The following is a 20,493-nucleotide window of genomic DNA, read 5'->3' as shown; positions in this document are numbered from 1 at the left end:
TGAGAAGGGTTAATTCTTTAGTTCTATCAGTCTAACGTGCCTTTATTTATGCATCAAGAAAATGTGTTACTCAATTTTTTTTAAACACTGGATAATATCTTTTATCTTTGCCAATATGTGTACAGCCCCTCTAAAGTTTGCCTGCTCCATTTCATATGCAAAAGCTCGCACAATATAAAAAATTTTTTGTAGGGCTAAATCCAATAAAAACAAGATTTTAAGAGTGTTAGATCCAAGTTTCTTTATTTTTGGAAGAGTTTAAATGTTGATGCCAGGCTAAAGCTCCAGCGCCTATAGTGCCGGCATCTTCAGTGAAAGTGGCAGGTAAAATTTCAAGTGTGGAAGTGGCTGCTTTTAATGAATAATTTTTAACTCTCTTTTTTATATAATCCACAGCTTCAGGTAACCCCTGGATAATCCCGCCTCCTAAAATTAACCTTTCAGGATTAAAAACATTAATCATATTGCTACAGCCAATCGTTAAAGCTTCCATGACTTCATTTAGAATTTTGCCTGCCAGGATATTACCTTCCTTGTAGGCTTGAATGACAAGCTTTGCCGAGATCGTGGAAATATCTCCAGCGGTAAGATCTAATAAAGCTTTTCCTTGGGAAGGATTTTTGTATACCAATTCTTTAGCTTTTTTGGCTATCGCCCATCCTGAGGCCATCGCCTCGAAACATCCATGGCTTCCACAGGTGCAAGGCGGACCATTCATTTGAATAATCATGTGACCTAATTCGCCCGCACAGTTAGTGTAGCCAGGCATAACTTTGCCTTCATTGACGATACCACCGCCAATTCCTGTGCCGACAAATACACACACAATATTATTGCTGCCTTTTCCTGCACCATTTAACCACTCTCCCCAGGTAGCTGCACGTCCATCATTGGTAATAGTTACAGGCAAGGAAGTTACCTCTTCAATCTTTTTCTTTAAAGAAATGTTATGCCAATTTAAATTGGGAGCAAAAACGATGGACCCATCCTTAGCGCTGACCTGCCCCGGTACACCAATTCCAATCCCGCAGATAAAACTTTTTCCCAAATTATGAAATTCTTGAATCGTTTGAATGATCTCCTGTTCAATCACTTCTTGCTGGCGACTAGCATGGGTGGAAATTCTTTTTTTTTGATGAATAGTGCCATAACGATCGACCAAGCCTATTTCAATCTTAGTGCCTCCAATATCCATCCCAATTGCATATTTTTTTGCCATGCAGTTAGTCTCCTACTTTAAAAGTTGGATATAGCTAAATAGTAATTATAAATAAACAAAGTTATTGGCAATTTTACCAGCTATCCTTACATGTTACAAAAAGTCGCCTAATCTGATCCAAATATAAGAACGATAATTAAGAAAGAGAATTTGACTTCAGCTGTTTGCCTAAGCTATCCTGCCGTCTGTAGAGAAAAAAGTAAGGTTAGACAGCCTAGGGGGAACGAGAAATTTTTTATGAAAACATTAATAGTAAGACCTTCATCTCTTTCAGGTGAAATTCAAATTCCTTCTTCTAAGTCACAAACACATCGGGCCATTTTATTAGGAGCCTTAGGAAAAAATATTTCTCTTGTCCACCATTATCTAAATTCTCCCGATTGCCTGGCCATGATGGAAGCTTGTCGTTATCTGAGAGCTAAAATTACTGTCCAAGACGATCATCTACAGATTGAAGGTATCGGGGGAAAAATTAAGGGAGCAGAAAATGTGATTAATGCCCATAATTCTGGCATAATCTTACGCTTTATTTCTGCCATTGCTGCTTTAGGCACGCATCCTATTGTAATTACAGGAGATGAATCAATCCGGCATCAACGGCCTATGCATGTCCTTCTTAAAACTTTAGAGCAATTGGGAGTACAAGCGATCTCTACACGAGGAGATGGATTTGCACCTGTAATTATAAAAGGGCCTTTAAGGCCAGGTCAGTGTGTTATAGAAGATGGCTCTGACTCTCAAAATATCTCTTCTTTGCTAATGGCGGCTATCTTCTTAAAAGGTACTTTAGAGTTAGAGGTGCATCAGACCGGCGAAAAACCTTGGATTGATTTAACTCTGGATTGGCTTAAAAGATTAAAAGTGCCTTATGAAAACCATGGCTATAAAAATTTTAAAGTTCAGGGAATAGGTAGCTATGATGGCTTTGAATATGCAGTGCCAGGAGATTGGAGCTCTGCTGCTTTTCCTATAGCTGCTGCTATCGTTACTCAGTCGGAAGTTGTGCTTAATAACCTTTCCATGCATGATCTGCAAGGGGATAAAGCTATTGTCAATATTTTTAAGCAAATGGGTGCTGGCATAGAGATTAATGAGCAGGCCCACAGCATACATGTCTATCCAAGAGCACCTTTAAAAGGAATGACTGTAGATATCAATGATTGCATAGATGCTCTTCCTATCCTTGCTGTCGTGGCCTGTTACGCAGAAGGCCAGACCTCAATTATAAATGCAGCGGTAGCACGCCAGAAAGAATGTGATCGCATAGCTTGTATAGCCAAAGAGTTAAATAAAATGGGGGCTCATATTCAAGAGTCTCACTCGGGCCTTTGTATTACAGGAAATCCATTAAAAGGAGCCTCTCTTTTCTCTCATAAAGATCATCGCCTAGCGATGGCTTTAGCGATAGCAGCTATGGGTGCAAAAGGCAAAACCGCTATTCATCATTCTAACTGTATTGAAAAAACATACCCAACTTTTGTGCAAGATTTTAAGCGCTTAGGTGCTAATATAGAAGAAGTTTAAAAGTAGCTTTTAAGGAAAATCTTCTTACTGATTAATCTTTTATCGTATGGATGGGAAATTTTTAACATGAATATTATTTTAGCAGGACCGCCGCTGACTGGAAAAACAACATTAGGTAAGCAAGTAGCTTGTAAATTTGGTTGGCCATTCATTGATACCGATAGATTAGTTGAAAAATGTTATAAAAATAAAAAAAACATTCAAATTTCTTGCCGCGAGATTTTTAAGCGAGAAGGGGAGAGCCAATTTCGCGCGTATGAGCAGCAAGCTATTTCATCCTTACAAGGTTATACATGTTCGGTTATTTCACTAGGCGGAGGAGCTTTAGAAAAGTTAGAGAATGTAAAAATTCTTAAAAAAATAGGCAAAATTATTTATATAAAGACCTCTTTGGCTATTTTAGAGAAACGATTATTAGATCATCCACTTCCTTCCTATCTAGAGAATGAAGAAAAGCCTGTAGAAGCTTATCAAAAGCTAATAAGGAGGCGCTCTCCTTTTTATGAATTATATGCTGACCAAATCGTTGAAACAGGTTCATTAAGTGTCTCTCAAATTGTAGCAATTATTTACGAGAGTTATCATGGCCAGTAATTCAATAGGAAATATTTTTAAAATCACCACATGGGGTGAATCCCATGGCCCAGCCATCGGAGTAGTTATCGACGGTTGCCCAGCAGGCTTGCTGCTGCAAGAAGAAGACATTAACCAGGCTTTGGCTTTACGTGCTCCTGGACATAGTATATACACTTCGCCTCGCCAAGAGAGCGATCGATGTCAAATCTTATCAGGTGTTTTCGATGGTAAAACCACGGGCACTCCCATTTCTATCTTTATTAAAAATAGAGATGTAGACTCTAGCAAATATGAGTCTATTCAGAACCTTTTAAGACCAGGCCACGCTAATTTTACTTATTTAGAAAAATATGGTCTCTTTGATTATCGAGGAGGGGGACGCTCATCAGCAAGAGAAACAGCCTGCCGGGTGGCAGCAGGAGCGGTGGCTAAAAAATTATTAAGGCATTACGATATTCAGGTGATTGCTTATCTTTTGCAAGTGGCTAATATAGCCGCAGAAGTTTCTTTTTCATCTAATCTTTCGGAGAAAGTTTATAAAAGCCCTATCTACTGTCCTGATGCAGAAGCTGCTCAGTCTATGCAAAAGGCTATTATGCAAGCTAAAGAAGAGGGTGATTCTTTAGGAGGGATAGTTGAATTAATGGCTCATAACCTTCCTGTAGGATTAGGAGATCCTATGTATGAGAAGCTGGAAGCCAATTTGGCTAAGGCGATGATGACCCTGCCTGCTACCAAGGGTTTTGAAATTGGCGCAGGCTTTCAAGCTGTGAAGATGCCGGGCTCTATGCATAATGATTCTTTTCAGCAGCAGCAAGGAAAGATTACCACTGCTACCAATCATGCCGGTGGAACATTGGGAGGTATTTCTACTGGGATGCCTTTGATAGCACGCGTGGTATTTAAGCCTCCTTCAAGTGTGATGAAAGCGATGGAAACCGTTAATAGACAAGGCGAGGCAGCCACATTTAAACTGCCCGCAGGCTCGCGTCACGATCCTTGTGTAGCTATTCGGGCCGTGCCTGTGGTTGAAGCTATGGCAGCGCTTGTATTAGCGGACGCTCTGCTTATGAATCGTTTATCGAGGTTATAGTGATTTGTATAGTCATTTTAGGGCCGACTATGGAAGAAGCACGCTTGCAAATTCAGCAAGCCAGCTCGTATGCTGACTTAATTGAACTGCGCTTAGATTATTTTATTCATCGTGAGCTTACTGCTCTTAAGAGTTTATTAAAGGAATTTGCTTTACCTATGATTTTCACTCTGCGCTCTAAATTGCAGGGAGGTCATTATCCTTACGATGAAAAAACTCGCTTACAAGAAATTAAATGTTTGGCTGCTTGTAAGCCCGCCTACTTAGATATTGAGGCCGATGTGCCTCAAGCTTTTATAAAGCAAATAAGCCATGACCAGCCGGGCATTAAATTGATTATTTCCCGCCACTATTTTAAGGATACTTCTATAAATCTGAAAGATGGGTTGAATAAATTGCCTCCTATAAAAAATGGAATCTACAAAATTGCGAGGTATTCCTTTAGCACTGTGAATACCTTAAAGCAGATGCAAGAGGCTAAAAATCAGCAAGACATGATTTCCATTAGCATGGGAGAAGCAGGAGAGATAAGCCGAATTTTAGCTCCAGTTGTAGGAAGCCCAATAACATATGCTAGCTTGGATGAGAAGTGTAAGGTAGCACCAGGGCAGCTCCCTGCCGAGCAGCTAAGGGAAGTCTATGGCTATAAAGCTTTAAACCCGCATACGGCGCTATACGGGCTAATTGGAGATCCTGTAGCAGCTAGCATCAGCCATCTCACTCATAATGCGCTTATGCACGCTCTTAATTTAAATGCTGTTTATGTAAAAATGCGCGTAAAACCCCAAGAGCTTAAAGTTTGTTTGAATTTAATGAAAAATTTAGGGTTTCAAGGATTAAGTGTCACCATGCCGCTTAAAAGAGAAATTATAGATTTTTTAGATCAGGTGGATGAGGAGGCTTTAGCGATTGGAGCTGTAAATACTTTATTATTAAAGAACGGACAGTGGATAGGCTATAATACGGATGGTAAAGGCGCCTTAGAAAGTATAGAAACCTGGGGAACCGTCAAAAATAAGAAAATTATTCTATTGGGAGCTGGGGGTGCTGCACGCGCGATTGCTTTTGAAGCCCAGCGCAAAGGAGCGGCACTCATCATTTTAAACCGTACTATCCAAAAAGCTGAGCAACTAGCTGATGATTTTGGTGGCCAAGCGGGAAGCTTGGAAATGATGCAAGCCTATTTTCAAGCTGGTTATGACATCTTAATTAACTGCACCTCGCACGCCTTTTCGATGGCTTCGAGCCATCTTAAAAAAGAAGCGCTTGTTATGGATATTACCTCCAATCCTAAAGATACTGACTTTTTAAAAAATGCCCTCAAGAAAGGTTGTCGCATTGTATATGGATATCAAATGTTTATTAAGCAAGCTCTAAAGCAGTTTAAACTTTGGTTTCCTGAAAAAATTGATGAAAAAGTTGCTTTAGAAATTTTAGAAAAGAAGGCTTTAGAAGCTTTGCTTGTAAATTAAATTGTTTAAAACCTGATTTGCATGATTGCCGATTCCTCTTTATTTTTGATCTAACCCATCTGATTAATTTCCTGTGTAATTTCTTGATGTATTGCCTAGTCTTTGCTATCATGCTACCTGCTGGGTAAAAAGAACATTTTAATTAAGATAAGGCTTGTTGATGACAGATTCCTTAGAGTTTATAGGTATATCCAAAGAATTTGGTAATGTAAAAGCCCTTCAAGATGTTACTTTTTCGATCAAGAAAGGAGAATTTTTCTCTCTTTTAGGTCCTAGCGGTTGTGGTAAAACCTCTTTGCTGCGCATTGTAGCGGGTTTTGAACGACCAACCCAAGGAAAGATTCTATTAGATGGGCAAGATATTACCCATATTCCTCCTCATCAACGTCCTGTTAATACTGTCTTTCAAAATTATGCGCTTTTTCCTCATCTTAATATTTGGGAAAATATTGCTTTTGGTCTACGCGTCGCTAAAAGGCCTCAAAAGGAAATCGATTTTGAAGTAGACCGCATGCTACATCTGATTCAGCTTAAAGAATCAGCCTATAAAATGCCTGATCAGATTAGTGGAGGGCAAAAGCAACGTGTAGCTATAGCAAGAGCTTTAATAAATAAACCCCGCGTCTTATTACTAGACGAACCTCTGGCAGCATTAGATCTTAAATTGCGTCAAAAAATGCTTCTAGAATTAGATTTGATTCATGATGAGGTGGGTATTACCTTTTTATTTATTACCCATGATCAGACTGAGGCGATGGCAGTGAGCGATCGTATCGCTGTTTTGCGCCAAGGGAGCCTTGAGCAAATAGGAACTCCTATTGAACTCTATGAAGCTCCTAAGAGCAGCTTTGTGGCAGCTTTTATTGGCGATACTAATTTTTTGGACGGCCATGTAGCTGAAAAAGTTTCTCAAGACTACAGCCTTTTAACGTTAGATAATTTTCCCAATGTTCTTTGCTTTAATGACAAACAGCTTAATGTGGGAGACCTGGTCCATCTGAGTGTGCGCCCAGAGAAAATGCATATTTCCCGCGAACAACCGCCTCACCATCCTCGTCACAATCAGGTGCCAGGCGTGGTCGAAGACGTGGTATATAAGGGGGCGCATACAAACTTTTGGGTAAGAGTTGAAGGTCATCGCATTGCTGTTACTCAGCAACACCGCCGCTTTTTACTGGATGAGCATCCTATTCGTTGGAATGATAAAGTGTGGATATGGTGGCATGCCGATGATGGCTTTATTTTAGAGAGATACAATCCCCAAGTTTCCATTGAAAAGCAGGGCGAATAAGATGAAGAAGGCTAAGCTAGAAGAGCTTGCTCTAACCATGCCCTCTTTTATATGGCTCATTATTTTCTTTTTTATTCCTACGCTTGTTATCTTTACTTTTGCCTTCAAGCCTAGTGATTCTTTTGGAGGCATAGGACAGGGATGGACCTTAGAGAATATTTATACTTTGTTGGACGCTAGCTACTTATTGTTAATATGGCGAACCGTTTGGTTGAGTGTGCTAACTACAGTTTTTTGCCTTGCTTGTGCACTTCCGGTTGGCTATCAGCTTGCCCGTGCTTCCACAAGAACACGCCAGCTTATTTTGTTGCTAATCATTGTTCCTTTTTGGAGCAGTTTTCTCGTACGTATTTTTGCCTGGAAAGCTTTATTACATCCTGAAGGCTTTTTTAAAAATTTTTTAGTGCAATTACATCTGGCAGATCCTTCCATATCTCTTCTTTATAATTCCGGGACGGTTCTGTTAGTGATGGTCTATACCTATCTGCCGTTTGCTGTTCTACCCATCTATGCTTCAGCTTCAAAATTTAATTTTCAATTGCTGGAAGCTGCAGCAGATTTAGGTTCTACGAGGCTCTATGCTTTTGTAAAGGTTTTTCTGCCCTCTATTCGGAAAGGCCTGGGAACAGCTACCTTAATGGTGTTTATTCCTGCTATTGGTGCTTATGTGATTCCTGATCTTGTAGGAGGGACGCAAAGTGAAATGATAGGCAATAAAATAGCTCAACGTACTTTTATTGATCGCAACTTGCCTTTAGCAAGTGGTTTATCGGCGTTACTCTCTATAATTATCCTACTGCCCATGAGTATTTTTACCCTTATACAAAGTAAAGCGAAGAAATTAAGCTTTGAAGGGCGGACAAAAGAATGAAAAAAAGCCGTTTCCCTTTTATCATCACTATTATCGTTTTGATTTTTCTTTATCTTCCCATTATCGTGCTTTTTATTAATTCTTTTAATGATTCGCGTTTTGGTGGAGAATGGGCGGGATTTACCTGGAAATGGTATGAACGCCTTTTACGCGAGCGAGCCTTGTGGCAATCTTTTCGCAATTCATTGATTGTAGCCTTAAGCGCTACTTTTGCCTCTTCCATCTTAGGGACTACAGCAGCTTTAGCCCTTTATCGCTATAAAACGCGTTTTCAAAAAGCCCACTACGGTTTAGTCTATGTGCCTTTAGTGATCCCAGATATTTTGACCGGCATGAGCTTGCTATTATTGTTTATGGCTTTAAATATCAAATTAGGCTTGTTTACGGTATTTATCACGCATACAACCTTTTGCCTTAGTTATGTGACGATGGTGATATTAGCTCGCCTGCAAAATTTTGATTTTTCCATTATTGAAGCCGCTCAAGATCTAGGTGCTAGCAGTTGGACGGTACTGCGCAAAGTTCTTATTCCTTTGCTTGCTCCAGGCATTGCGGCAGGTGCCATGTTAGCTTTTACTCTTTCTATAGATGATTTTGTGATTACTTTCTTTGTGGTAGGCCAAGGGACAACCACTCTACCTATCTACATCTATAGCATGATAAAATATGGCTCCACCCCTGTGATTAATGCCTTATCGGTAATTTTATTGATCTTTACTTTTATAATTATTTGGCTGACCCAACATTTGTCAGAGGAGTAGCATGAGAAAGTGGCTGTTTTTTATGATCGCTTTTGCCTATTTAGCCATTCTTGTCACCACTTGCAGTACCCCTGAAAATGAACTGCATTTGTACATTTGGGCCGATTACATTAAACCTGAGCTGATTGAAAAATTTGAGCGAGAGCATAATTGTCGGGTAGTATACGATACTTTTGATAGCAATGAGTCCATGTACGCCAGATTAAAGCTAGGCGTTACAGGCTATGATGTGATCTTTCCTAGTGGCTACACCTATGAGCTAATGCTGCAACAAAAAATGTTAAATCCTATTCCTATCAGTTCACTTTCATATTTAAAGAATCTTACACCTCATTATACCCCTGAAAAGTTTGATGAAGGCACGATCATCTATGGAGTGCCTTTTGCGATGAGCTATAGTGGGATTGCTTATCGTAAAGATAAAATTAAGGTGGAAGATCAAAGCTGGGGAATATTTGGCCGATCAGATATGCGAGGGCGCATGACGATGCTTAATGATATGCGGGAAACCATAGGAGCAGCCCTAAAATATTTAGGCTTTAGCGCCAACAGTATTAATAAAGCAGAGATAAATCAAGCTGTTGATCAGTTGCTTGTATGGAAAAAAAATCTAGCTAAATTTGAGAGCGAGCAGAATAAACATGGAATTGCTAGTGCTGAATATATTGTGGCGCAAGGCTACAATGGGGATATGCTCCAAGTCATGAGGGAGAATAGCCACGTAGGCTTCTTTATCCCTCAGGAGGGCTCTATTATTTCACTTGATTATGCTGTTGTTCCGCAACACGCCCCTAATCCTAGTTTAGCACATGCTTTTATTAATTTTTTATTGGAAGGGGCGGTAGCTGCAGAAAATATGCAATTCACCTGCTTTCCTTCACCCAACCAAGCTGCCTATGCTCTTTTACCTAAAGAAATGCAGGAAAACCCCTCTCTTTTTCCTCCGCCAGCTATGGTGGAGAAATCAGAAGTTCTAAAATATTTAGGAAAAGATGGTGAGCTTTACAATCAGGCTTGGGATAAAGTTAAAAAGAGTTAAACTTGATTCGAGAAGCTTGCCAATCAGAGGGTTAAAAAATTATGGAAAAGAAAATGAGCGAGGAGTGGGAAGCATTTCCATTACTTGATTATTGAATCTTATAAAGCTGTTTTTAAAACCTTGCTAATATAGCTGTTTAAGTTCATCTGATTTAATTTAGCTTGGAGCTAAGCTTTGCATGCAATTCGGGTGAGAGGCGTAAGTTAAATTTTCCGGAGAAAGGCTTTGCAGGTTCTTCTTTTCTTTTTGCACAAAAAGTAAGATAATCCTGCACAGAGTCTTTGAAAGCCTGCTCTAGTTCATCAACTGTTTTTCCCTGAAATGTAATGAGGTCTCTTATTCCCAGAACTTCTCCGTGAAAAATTTTGGCTTCATCATCATAGACGACATGACCCGTATATCCTTTATATTTCATCATGGTTTTACTCCTGCATTTTCTAAGAAACACCGCATCGAAACTAGAGCGCCTTTATCAGCCTCTTTTTTAGGATGAGGGCGGTGGAAAGTAGCCCGTATGCCATTTAATACAAATCGTATGCGCAATCCTTCTCCCTCGGTAATCTTTGCCTCAACAGGGCGTAATAAAGCTTTTCTAGTTTTACCTATTCAACTAAGTATCGCCCTTCTTGTACAGTAAGAACGGTAACACCATAAGGCTCTACAGCCTCCTTTAATACATCGGCATGTTTTTCATCTGTAAACGCAAATTGTATATCTTTGCCAAGCTCAGCATGACCGGTAACTAGGCTTTCTCCTTTAACATCTAGCTGATAATTTTTGGAATTAATAGTGCTAGAAGCCCATATTAGAGGAAATGAATTTTTAATTAGTGATGCCTGACTAGGGGATAACTCTAAAGGTTTTACCTGATTAAAGAGTTTAAGAATTTTTCGTATCTCTTGAACTTGGCTTCTTAACAAGTTCTTTAAAGTTATTGTTTGAGTGCTATTTAGTTTAGGCAATCCTTTAAAAATTTCTAATAAATCTTCTTCCTTAGGGATTCTTATTTTTCTTGCTTTATAGATTCTTTTTCCCCCACCTTCAATTTCGACTAAGATAGTATAATTGTAGCTATCTTCTTGAGCTGTGGCCTCGCAAACCATTCCTAGTTTTCTTTCTCCAGAAGATCGAGGAATTACTACAATTTGTCCTTTGGTTAAGATTTCTTGCTCATTAATTTTTCTGCCACGTTTTGGGAAAGGACTCCCAATTAATTTTCCTTTTGCTTCCCATCCTTCTTCTAAAAGAGATTTTTGGAAGATAGTTTCTGTTTGCAAAGCTTTTGCTAAAATTTTTGTTCGAATATGGTGCTTTAACTTAGGCCATCGAGTAGGATGCTGGTTCATTAATATTAATCGTAGTACAGCTATTTTTAAGCGATTGGTACTTAATCCAAGCGTAGGATCAAAATTCAAAATTTTCTCTATTTCTTTTTGGGTATCAAATAAAGAGCGGGATTTTTGCGCGTAAGCCCAACAGGTTTCAAAGCCATTCATAGCCATTCCTGATAAATTTTCCTTATTCACTGCTACGGGAGATATTCCTAACCCAAGTTCGCCTGTGAGAGGAGCAAGTTTATAATGTAGTAGAATACTAGTGGATACTAAGGTGGGCACTTTAAAAATTTGTTTCCCCGTTTTATCGGCTAATTGAGCGATCCTTTGCATTAAAGGTAGAGCGGCAGAGCGAGAGCTTGCTATCCATTGAATTTTCTTTCCTTTCATTTTGCTATGCAAAGCTTGATTAGTATAAAAAATTTCTTTACGGTAAGCTTGCAGTTCAGTTTTTAAAAAGTTTTTATCCTTCAGCTTTTCAGGGGGGATGCCTTTATGATTTAAATAATGCTGAAACCTAGCCAGAATAAGGTTTTGCTTCTCTTCCATTTTATTAAAGTGAACATTCTCTCCAGGTTTTAATATGAAAGAGTTCATTTCTTCCCATTTTTCATTCAAAGTTAAACTAGAAAGCTGATGCTCAAGGGTGGTAAATTCAAAAATAAGCCCCACAGCTTTATTCTGGCTGCTTAACTTACTCAATGCATCTGTCAGTTGGACTGCTAAAGGATGTTCAGGAGATAAACTAGCCTGTATTCTACATATTTTTTCTATTTCCAGTTCCATTCTTTCAAATGTTTCAAAATCCAACTCTTCAAAAGATTTTCCAGAAACATAGTTAGAAAATTTAAGAAGATCATTAAAATTTATCTTTTCTTTAAGGTTCCTAGGAGATCTTAAAATATTTTTAGAGGTAGGGGATACTGGATACCTGATGGGTGGGTTTTTCTTTAAGCCCTGAAACCTAGCATTTTCTTTAGGGGAAAGGGGAAGGACTAAATTTTTGGGATTTAAAACATTCTTGCCCTTTATCGAAATTTTATTACAAGAGGGTGAACTATTTGCAGGAGAAATAACGACAATCACGTTTTTGCCTTTAAGGCCCTTTTCAAGCCAAACACGCGCAGCAATATTTTGAAAACATACTTTTAACAGCACACCATAGATTAAGCAAATCAAGCGTTTAAGTGGATTAAATGCTTTGCTTTTATCCTTTAAAATGGCTAGGCGAACTTCTTTACCCTTCCAATTGGCAATTACTTTTTGTTGGAGAGAATAAGCATGCTTTTTGTAACAAAAATTCTCTTCATTGCCACTGATTTCGACCTGCTCGTATGTTAGAGCCATAAATAATCCTTTCTCTTAGTGAGGGAAGCTAAACATATTAATGTTAAATGCATAAGTGCTTGCTCTAATTTTAGCAAAAATCTTAAGTAAAAGCCTTGTTTTAGGCAATAAATTAGTTTAGGTAAAGAAGGTGTTTTTAACTAATTTTATAACTCTACGGTTTCGAAATTAAAAAAAAATAAATAATAATTATTATCTTTAACTGCTTCCTGAAATGCCCATTCGATCGATTGTTTGCCCATGGTAAATTCTTTAGGAATTTTCTTTCCCATCATGGCATAATAATCATTTTTGTTGCTAGAGGGGACAGTTTGAAAGGTGCATAGCATTTCAATAAAAGTTTGTTGTGTAAAATTTATTTTTAAAAATATTATACCTTTATATTTGGCCACCATCTGCAGTGGTCATTGTAGGAGATATAAGGAAAGTGGCAAGAAAAAATAATAAATGATGGCTACGCTACAACCCACAATTTGCAAATATTATTAATTTTTATGAAAGGCGGTTATATTAATGATTTCAGAGACTTCTTCCATTAAGTCTGATAGATCTTTTGAATGGCAAGGGAAAAAAGATAAACCACCTACCTATGGAAAAATTGATCTAAAGATATGCCAGGAACTTGGACTTCCAGATCTATGTCGTGTAAGGTTAGTATGTAAAGAATGGAAACAAGTTGTAGAAGCGACTGATTTATGGAAAAAAATTTGTCCTAATGGTTTTAAATCTAAAATCACTAACAAAAACCAACCTGGTAATCTTAAGGATAAGAATGTAGCCCCTAAAAGCTTCAGCTCCTTAGCCTCCCTATCGCCAGCTATCTATGAACAAACTCTCCTTTCTTTTGATGATTTAGCACACGATGAAATAAGAAAGCTTCTAGAAAAAGATACCGTTTTATCAAAAGGCAATCTTGAAAAAGCAGAAAAAGCCTACACCCAAGCTTTAAAATTTGCCGTTAAAAATGAAGATCTTATCTCAGAAAGCTTTTGCGTAGAAAGATTAGGGGATATTTATACCGTAAAAGGAACTCAAGAAACTCTTCTTCAAGCAGCAGGACTCTATAATTATGCTTTTCTTCGGTCTTCTGCGGATAAACAGGAGGATATCAAAGAAAAACTATTAGAAGTCGAAAATTTGCTAATCAAGCTGTGCGAGGGAAAGCCTTTAAGTTCTAAACTAAGGAAAAAGCAATTCGACGACAACCGCCAACAGTTAAAAACCTTTAGAAATCACATAGAGAAACAAGTCAACTGTTTGCTAGAGGATCCTTCGCCTCAGGTGGTAAAAACTCTTTATCATGACATTGCTGAAGGCGTAAAAGCTTTCTTTAAAATGCTTGTAAAACAGAGTATCGACACCTTAGGCGCAGAGCCTTGCGATTATGCCATGATAGGCTTTGGCTCCTTGGCTAGAGAAGAGGTGACACCTTATTCCGATTTAGAGTTTGGTATCCTTATAGAAGAAGATACTTCAATAAATCGAGAGTATTTTAAGTGCCTGACCACTTTGATTCACTTAAAAGTCATTAATCTAGGAGAAACCATTCTGCCAGCTTTAAATATTCCTTGTATAAAATCCACGAATTTTTTTGATGATATTACGCCACGTGGCTTTGCCTTTGATGGAGCGGGTGTAAAAGGAAAGGGGTGTAAAACTCCTTTCGGTAATGGTACGACATTCGAGCTCATCCAAGCTCCTGAAAAGATGGCCCAATATATCACTAGGGATGAGGGAGGCCAGTGGTGGCATGATAAAGAGCCTCATCTTCCCATGGAGCTTTTAACTTTTACTCATCTGCTAGGTAAGGGAGAGTTAACTGAGCAATATAGACAAAAAGTTCAAGAAAACCTTGATACGCTTTATCAAGAAGACTCTACTCTCCGCCAATATTTAGCCAAGCAACATCTAGTTCAAGAGGATATGGAGACTTTTAATCCGAGAATGGGCTATTTAGAGAGGCAGGGTATGCTTTTCCAAGTTAAAAATGATTTTTATCGCTTTCCTCATCTGGCTATAGATCGGCTAGCCCTTCTTAAAGGGGTGGCAGCTGCAGATACATTTAATAGGATTAATCAGCTAAACAAGCTAAAGGTTATAACGGAGAATGCTGCTAAAAAACTACAGGAGTGGATGAGCATAACATTGTTTATGCGCCTGAAAACCTATGTTTATTATAAAGCGCAACGAGAGATGATGAATCCTCTCATTAAGCCCTTCGGGTTTAAAGAGCCGGAATTTATCAAACAGCAGCTTACACTAGATCTTGAAGCAATAGAAAAGGTAAAAAAAATTTATCGGATTTTTATTCCTTTCTATCATGCTGTGCAAGGCTTTTTATCAGGCAATGAAGAAAGCCTTAGATTATCAGATTTAGGGGAAAACTCGCCTCAGGCAGAAGGAGATATAGCTTTAAGACTTTTTCAACTTGATGAGGCCAAAAAATGTTACAAACGTGCAATAATAATAGATTCAGAAAATACACAAGTACTAACTGCTCTCGGAGTAATTTACGACTCTCAAGGAAATTTAGATAAGGCGGCTCATTTTTTTGAAAAAGCACTTAAAATTGATTTTAGGATATATGGGAAAAATCATTCAAAAATAGAAAGAAATTACACTAATTTAGGAACGATTTATCATTCCCAAGGAAATTTAGAGAAAGCAGAAGAATTCGCTCATAAAGCACTTAAAATTGCAACTAAGATTTATAATATAATACATCCTGCGCGGGCCATACTTTATAGCATTTTAGGGGAAATCTGCCGTAACCAAGGAGACCTAAAGCAGGCGTGTGATTATGTCAACCAAGCACTCAAAATTGATAGCAAACTTGATACTATAGATTCTCCACATGTTGCAATGGATTATCATAATTTGGGAATGATTTATAAAGAGCAAGGGAAATTAGAGAGGGCAGCTGAATGTATCAATCAAGCGCTATTAATTGATCTTAAACTTTATGGAGAAAATCATCCTAATGTAGCAACAATTTACAACACTTTAGCAACAGTTTACCGTGATCAAATGGATTTGCAGAAGGCGTCCGAATGTGCTAAGAAATCTCTTGATATGTGTATTAAATTTTTTGGAGAAAAACATTCCACCGTAGCTTCTGGCTACCAAAGTTTAGGAACGATTTACCTGGATCGAGGAAAATTACAAAAAGCAACTGAATATATCAAGAAAGCGCTTACAATTAGGCTTGAAATATATGGTGAAATTCATTCTAAGGTAGCGAATAGTTACAATGATTTGGGTATGATTTGCGAAGAGCAAGGAAATTTGGCAAAAGCAGTTGAGCATATTGAAAAAGCCATTGGAATTAGCCTTAAGCTTTTTGGAGAAAATCACTCTACAGTAGCTAGCTATTACAACAATCTGGGACAAATCTATCACGATCAAGGAGATTTGGGAAAGGCAACAGAATATATTAGAAAAGCCTTGGCAATTGACCTTAAGCTTTTTGGCGAAAACTATTCTATAATAGCAGGCTATTACAACAACTTGGGAATGATTTACCAGGATCAAGGAAATTTAAAAAAAGCTGCTAGGTATGTCAAAAAAGCGCTAACAATTAACAGGTTGCTATTTGGTGAAAAGCATTCTACTGTAGCAATCTGTTATAATAATTTGGGAACGATTTATAAAGCTCAAAATAACTTAGATGAAGCAGTTAAAGGTGTTAAAAAAGCGCTTGTTATTGACCTTAAGCTTTTTGGTGCCACCCATTCTGCTTTAGCATGTCATTACAGCAATTTAGGAATGATTTACTACGAGCAAGGAAAATTAGGGATGGCAGCTGAATGTATCAATCAAACGCTATTAATTGATCTTAAACTTTATGGAGAAAATCACTCAGAGACAGTTAAAGATTACCATAATTTAGGTAAAATTTATAAAAAGCAGGGAAATATAAAACAAGCAGTTGAATATACTAAAAAAGCGCTTAGAAGCAGTATCGCAGCGCACGGAATTTTTCATCCTGCTGTAGCAGCAATTAATACTGACCTGCAAGAACTTAATTTACTGGTTTCCAAAACTTTTGTAAAAACAAACTATTACCATAAGAGGCGAGATAAGTTAACGGGAAGAAAAGCCTCAAGTTGACTTAGGAAATGAGAATGCAACTTTGCGTATAAGGCTTCGCTAAGATAACCATTCAACAATAAAGAAAAACACAACTCCAAGAATCTTTTATAAAGCAAGTGGAGCTAACGGCAAAGTTTTAAAACCCCTTAGCAATCAAATGGTTACCTTGCTGATTGCCTGATTTAAAAAATACGAAGGGATTAAATTTGATTAATCATGTACAAAGGATTAAGTCTGTAAGAAATTTTGCTAAGCTGGCAAAAGAAAAGGTAGCTGCGATAGCGTTTTTTCAGCCTAGCAGGCTAAAAAGCTAGTATAAAAACTATAAATAACGTTAATGCCTATTTAAATTTTTAATAAAATTAAGTAAAAAGATAACCCCTATGAATTTTGAGAGATTAAATACCCATCCTCTTATATTTCCTGCCTTTAACAATTCTATTTCTCCTCTAAGCGATACGTCAGTATATGCAGAAATTGCTTTAAAGATATTCAAAAAATTAAAACTACGAGATTTGTGCCAAGCCAAGCTTGTATGTAAAGAATGGAAGCAGCTAATTAAAAGCAGCTTTTTAGATGAGGAAGAAGCCTATACGCAAGCTTTAAAACGTGCTATTCAAAAGGAAGATCCCATCCAAGAAAGCCTTTATATAGAAAGATTAGGTGATCTGTATGTAAGAAAAGCCACTTCTGAAACACTCCTGCAAGCCGCTGGGCTTTATAATTATGCTCTACATAATGCCTCTTTAGGCGAGCAAGCAATTATTAAAGAAAAGCTATCAAAAGTCGAAATTTTGCTTAGTAAGGCTTGCCCAGAAGAACCTGTAGATATTCCTAAAATCAAAAAGCAGTTTGGGAATAATCGCGAAGGATTAAAAAAATTTAGGGATGAAATAGAAGAGAAAATCCAAGCTCTCGGCTCCGATCCTTCCCCTGAAGAAGTTCGAGAGCTATTTGGTGAGATTACTCAACAGATAAAAGCTTTCTTTGAAATCCTTGTAAAACAGAGTGTAGACGCTTTAGGAGCTGAGCCTTGCGAGTATGCCATGATAGGCTTTGGCTCATTAGCTAGAGAAGAGGTGACACCTTATTCTGATTTAGAGTTGGGCATTCTTATAAAAGAAGATAATCCAACAAATCGAGAATATTTCAAGCGTCTGACCTCTTTGATTCACTTGAAGGTCATTAATTTGGGGGAAACTATCTTACCGGCTTTAAATATTCCTTGCTTAAAAGCTATAGATTTTTTTGATAGCATAACCCCACGAGGTTTTGCTTTTGATGGGGCGGGAGTAGAAGGAAAGGGCTGTAAAACTCCTCTTGGCAATGGTAGGACGTTTGAGCTTATTCAAACTCCTGAAAAGATGGCCCAATACGTAGGTAAGGATGAAAAAGGCCGATGGTGGCATGATAAAGAACCTCATCTTCCCATGGAGCTTTTAACTTTTACTCATTTGCTAGGTAACGAAGAGTTAACCGAGGTATATGCTGAAAAAATTCAAGAAAACCTCAATAAGCCTTATCAAGGAGGTTTTACTCTCCGCCAATATTTAGCCAAGAAACACCTCGTGCACGATGATATGGAGACTTTTGATCCAAGAATGGGCTATTTAGAGACGCAGGGTATGCTTTTCCGAGTTAAAAATGATTTTTATCGCTTTCCTCATCTGGCTATAGATCGGCTAGCCCTTCTTAAAGGGGTGGCAGCTGCAGATACATTTAATAGGATTAATCAGCTAAACAAGCTAAAGGTTATAACGGAGAATGCTACTAAAAAACTACAGGAGTGGATGAGCATAACATTGTTCATGCGTCTTAAAACCTATTCTCATTATCAAGCGCAACAAGAGATGATGAATCCTCTCATTAAGCCCTTCGGGTTTGAAGAGCCGGAATTTATCAAACAGCAGCTTGTACTAGATCCAGAAGCAGTAGAAAAGGTGAAAAAAATTTATCGAATTTTTATTCCCTTCTATCATGCTATGCAAGGCTTTTTAGCAGGCAATGAAGAAAGCTTGAAATTATCAGATTTAGAGGATAACTTACCTCAGACAGAAGGAGATATAGCTTTAAGGCTTTTTCAACTTGATGAAGCTAAAGACTGGTATAGGCTAGCAAAAAAAGCAGCCCCAAAAAAATCTCAAGTATTAAATATTCTTGCAAACATTTACCTAAATCGAGGGAAGTTAGATAAAGCCGTTAAGTATGCCCAAAAAGCATTAACCATTGACAATGATCTTTATGGCCAAATACATCCTACTATTGCAAGAGATTGCAATAATCTTGGAATGATTTACAAAGAGCAAGGAAATTTAGCGATGGCCGCTGAGTATACCCAAAAAGCACTTAAGATATTTATTAAACTGTTCGGAAAAAATCATCCTGCTATAGCGGTTTATTACAATAATTTAGGGCATATCTATCAAGACAAAGGAAATTTACAAAAAGCAGCTAATAAAGTTAAGAAAGCGCTTAAAATTGGTATAATGCGATATGGTGAGATTCATCCTACGGTAGCAAGCTATTGCACTGGATTGGGACAAATTTGCCAAGCGCAAGGAAAATTACAAGAAGCTTTTGAATATCACCAACAAGCCCTTTTTATAGTTCGTAAACTGTTCGGTGAAAATCATCCCAATTTAGCAAGAAATTATAACAATTTGGGAATGATTTATAAAGAGCAAGGAAATTTGCCCGAAGCAGCTAAGCATGTTAAAAAAGCGCGGGCGATCGTCTTCAATCTATTTGGTGAAAATTACCCTACTGTGGCAGATAGCTACGCTAATTTAGGAACGATTTACCAGGCTCAAGGGAAATTACAAAAAGCAACTGAATATATCAAGAAAGCGCTTACAATTAGGCTTGAAATATATGGTAAAACTCATTCTAAGGTAGCGAACAGTTACAACCATTTGGGTATGATTTGTAAAGAGCAAGGAAATTTGACAAAAGCAGTTGAACATATCGAAAAAGCCATTGGAATTAGCCTTGAGCTTTTTGGAGAAAGTCACTCTACAGTAGCTAGCTATTACAACAACCTGGGACAAATCTATCATGATCAAGACGATTTGGGAAAGGCAACAGAATATATTAGAAAAGCCTTGGCAATTGATCTTAAGCTTTTTGGCGAAAACTATTCTACAATAGCAGGCTATTACAACAACTTGGGAATGATTTATCAAGATCAAGGAAATTTAAAAAAAGCTGCTACGCATGTCAAAAAAGCGCTAACAATTAGCAGGTTGCTATTTGGTGAAAAGCATTCTATTGTAGCAATCTGTTATAATAATTTGGGAACGAGTTATAAAGCTCAAAATAACTTAGACGAAGCAGTTAAATGTGTTAAAAAAGCGCTTGCTATTGACCTTAAGCTTTTTGGTGTAAATCATTCTACGTTAGCATGTGATTACAGCAATTTAGGAATGATTTACTACGAGCAAGTAAATTTAGCGAGTGCAGCTGAATGTATCAATCAAGCGTTATTAATTGATCTCAAACTTTATGGAGAAAACCATTTAGTGATAGCTAAAGATTACCATAATTTAGGTAAAATCTATAAAAAGCAGGGAAATATAAAACAAGCAGTTGAATATACTAAAAAAGCGCTTAGAAGCAGTATCGCAGCACACGGAATTTATCATCCTGCTGTAGCAGCAATTAACGCTGACCTGTAAGAACTTAGATCACTCTTTCCCAAGTATTTTTATGAAAGCAAACCACTGTCACAAAAGGCGAGATAAGTTAACAGGAAGAAAAGCCTCAAATTGACTTAGAAACTCACCTTACGCAGGCATAGAACTCCTTTGTAAATTTTGCAGTTCTTGATAGGCCATCTGATTGGCTTTAAGGATTAACTTATATTTTAAAGCAAAGT

The 20,493-nt window shown here is 37.8% G+C and carries 15 protein-coding genes; 10 read left to right on the top strand and 5 right to left on the bottom strand.

What is annotated here, in order from left to right:
• Positions 1–226: 226 nt before the first annotated feature.
• Positions 227–1,219 (bottom strand): ROK family protein, encoded by a 993-nt coding sequence (locus tag NEOC65_RS03620; RefSeq protein ID WP_213155736.1) that lies wholly within the window; start codon positions 1,217–1,219, stop codon positions 227–229.
• Positions 1,220–1,456: 237 nt separating this feature from the next.
• On the opposite strand from NEOC65_RS03620, the gene aroA reads away from it, so the two are divergent.
• The 8 genes from aroA to NEOC65_RS03580 all read left to right on the top strand — a co-directional run bounded on the left by aroA (position 1,457) and on the right by NEOC65_RS03580 (position 9,846).
• Positions 1,457–2,743, top strand: coding sequence for a 3-phosphoshikimate 1-carboxyvinyltransferase (gene aroA, locus NEOC65_RS03615; RefSeq protein WP_213155735.1), 1,287 nt, complete (start codon positions 1,457–1,459; stop codon positions 2,741–2,743).
• Positions 2,744–2,809: 66 nt separating this feature from the next.
• Complete coding sequence (locus NEOC65_RS03610; RefSeq protein WP_213155733.1) at positions 2,810–3,337, top strand: shikimate kinase; 528 nt, start codon at positions 2,810–2,812, stop codon at positions 3,335–3,337.
• Positions 3,327–4,412, top strand: a complete 1,086-nt coding sequence (gene aroC, locus NEOC65_RS03605; RefSeq protein WP_213155732.1) for a chorismate synthase — start codon at positions 3,327–3,329, stop codon at positions 4,410–4,412. Before NEOC65_RS03610 ends, aroC begins: the two co-directional genes overlap by 11 nt.
• Positions 4,412–5,884, top strand: a complete 1,473-nt coding sequence (gene aroE / locus NEOC65_RS03600; RefSeq protein WP_213155730.1) for a shikimate dehydrogenase — start codon at positions 4,412–4,414, stop codon at positions 5,882–5,884. The genes aroC and aroE overlap by 1 nt, the downstream gene beginning before the upstream one ends.
• Before the next feature lie 157 nt (positions 5,885–6,041).
• Positions 6,042–7,175 (top strand): ABC transporter ATP-binding protein, encoded by a 1,134-nt coding sequence (locus NEOC65_RS03595; RefSeq protein ID WP_502710270.1) that lies wholly within the window; start codon positions 6,042–6,044, stop codon positions 7,173–7,175.
• A 1-nt stretch (position 7,176) separates the two neighbouring features.
• On the top strand, positions 7,177–8,046 hold the full coding sequence (locus NEOC65_RS03590) for an ABC transporter permease (protein WP_213155729.1): 870 nt from the start codon (positions 7,177–7,179) through the stop codon (positions 8,044–8,046).
• The gene (locus tag NEOC65_RS03585) at positions 8,043–8,807 is read left to right on the top strand and encodes an ABC transporter permease (protein WP_042243865.1); all 765 of its coding nucleotides are present in this window, start codon (positions 8,043–8,045) and stop codon (positions 8,805–8,807) included. The genes NEOC65_RS03590 and NEOC65_RS03585 overlap by 4 nt, the downstream gene beginning before the upstream one ends.
• A gap of 1 nt (position 8,808) precedes the next feature.
• Complete coding sequence (locus NEOC65_RS03580; protein WP_213155728.1) at positions 8,809–9,846, top strand: ABC transporter substrate-binding protein; 1,038 nt, start codon at positions 8,809–8,811, stop codon at positions 9,844–9,846.
• A gap of 151 nt (positions 9,847–9,997) precedes the next feature.
• Here NEOC65_RS03580 and NEOC65_RS03575 read toward each other — a convergent pair whose 3' ends face one another.
• The 4 genes from NEOC65_RS03575 to NEOC65_RS03565 form a co-directional block, all read right to left on the bottom strand.
• Positions 9,998–10,264 carry a type II toxin-antitoxin system HicB family antitoxin gene (locus NEOC65_RS03575; RefSeq protein WP_207391754.1) on the bottom strand — a complete coding sequence of 89 codons (267 nt, stop codon included), beginning with the start codon at positions 10,262–10,264 and terminating at the stop codon, positions 9,998–10,000.
• The gene (locus tag NEOC65_RS09785; protein ID WP_502710349.1) at positions 10,261–10,407 is read right to left on the bottom strand and encodes a type II toxin-antitoxin system HicA family toxin; all 147 of its coding nucleotides are present in this window, start codon (positions 10,405–10,407) and stop codon (positions 10,261–10,263) included. The genes NEOC65_RS03575 and NEOC65_RS09785 overlap by 4 nt, the downstream gene beginning before the upstream one ends.
• A gap of 41 nt (positions 10,408–10,448) precedes the next feature.
• Entirely contained in the window at positions 10,449–12,527 is a 2,079-nt protein-coding gene (locus NEOC65_RS03570) for a hypothetical protein (protein ID WP_213155726.1), read from the bottom strand.
• A 146-nt stretch (positions 12,528–12,673) separates the two neighbouring features.
• Positions 12,674–12,922 carry a hypothetical protein gene (locus NEOC65_RS03565; RefSeq protein ID WP_213155724.1) on the bottom strand — a complete coding sequence of 83 codons (249 nt, stop codon included), beginning with the start codon at positions 12,920–12,922 and terminating at the stop codon, positions 12,674–12,676.
• Between the two features lie 118 nt (positions 12,923–13,040).
• Between NEOC65_RS03565 and NEOC65_RS03560 the strand changes: the two genes are divergently transcribed.
• Together NEOC65_RS03560 and NEOC65_RS03555 are read left to right on the top strand one after the other, a co-directional pair.
• Complete coding sequence (locus NEOC65_RS03560; RefSeq protein ID WP_213155723.1) at positions 13,041–16,637, top strand: tetratricopeptide repeat protein; 3,597 nt, start codon at positions 13,041–13,043, stop codon at positions 16,635–16,637.
• 365 nt (positions 16,638–17,002) lie between these two features.
• Positions 17,003–20,293, top strand: a complete 3,291-nt coding sequence (locus NEOC65_RS03555; RefSeq protein WP_213155721.1) for a tetratricopeptide repeat protein — start codon at positions 17,003–17,005, stop codon at positions 20,291–20,293.
• The last annotated feature ends 200 nt before the right edge of the window (positions 20,294–20,493 follow it).

Origin of the sequence: Neochlamydia sp. AcF65, from assembly GCF_018342435.1 — a bacterium.
GTDB lineage: Bacteria > Chlamydiota > Chlamydiia > Chlamydiales > Parachlamydiaceae > Neochlamydia.
The sequence above is the reverse complement of the archived record's forward strand: the minus strand, read 5'-3'. Positions and strand labels throughout refer to the sequence as shown.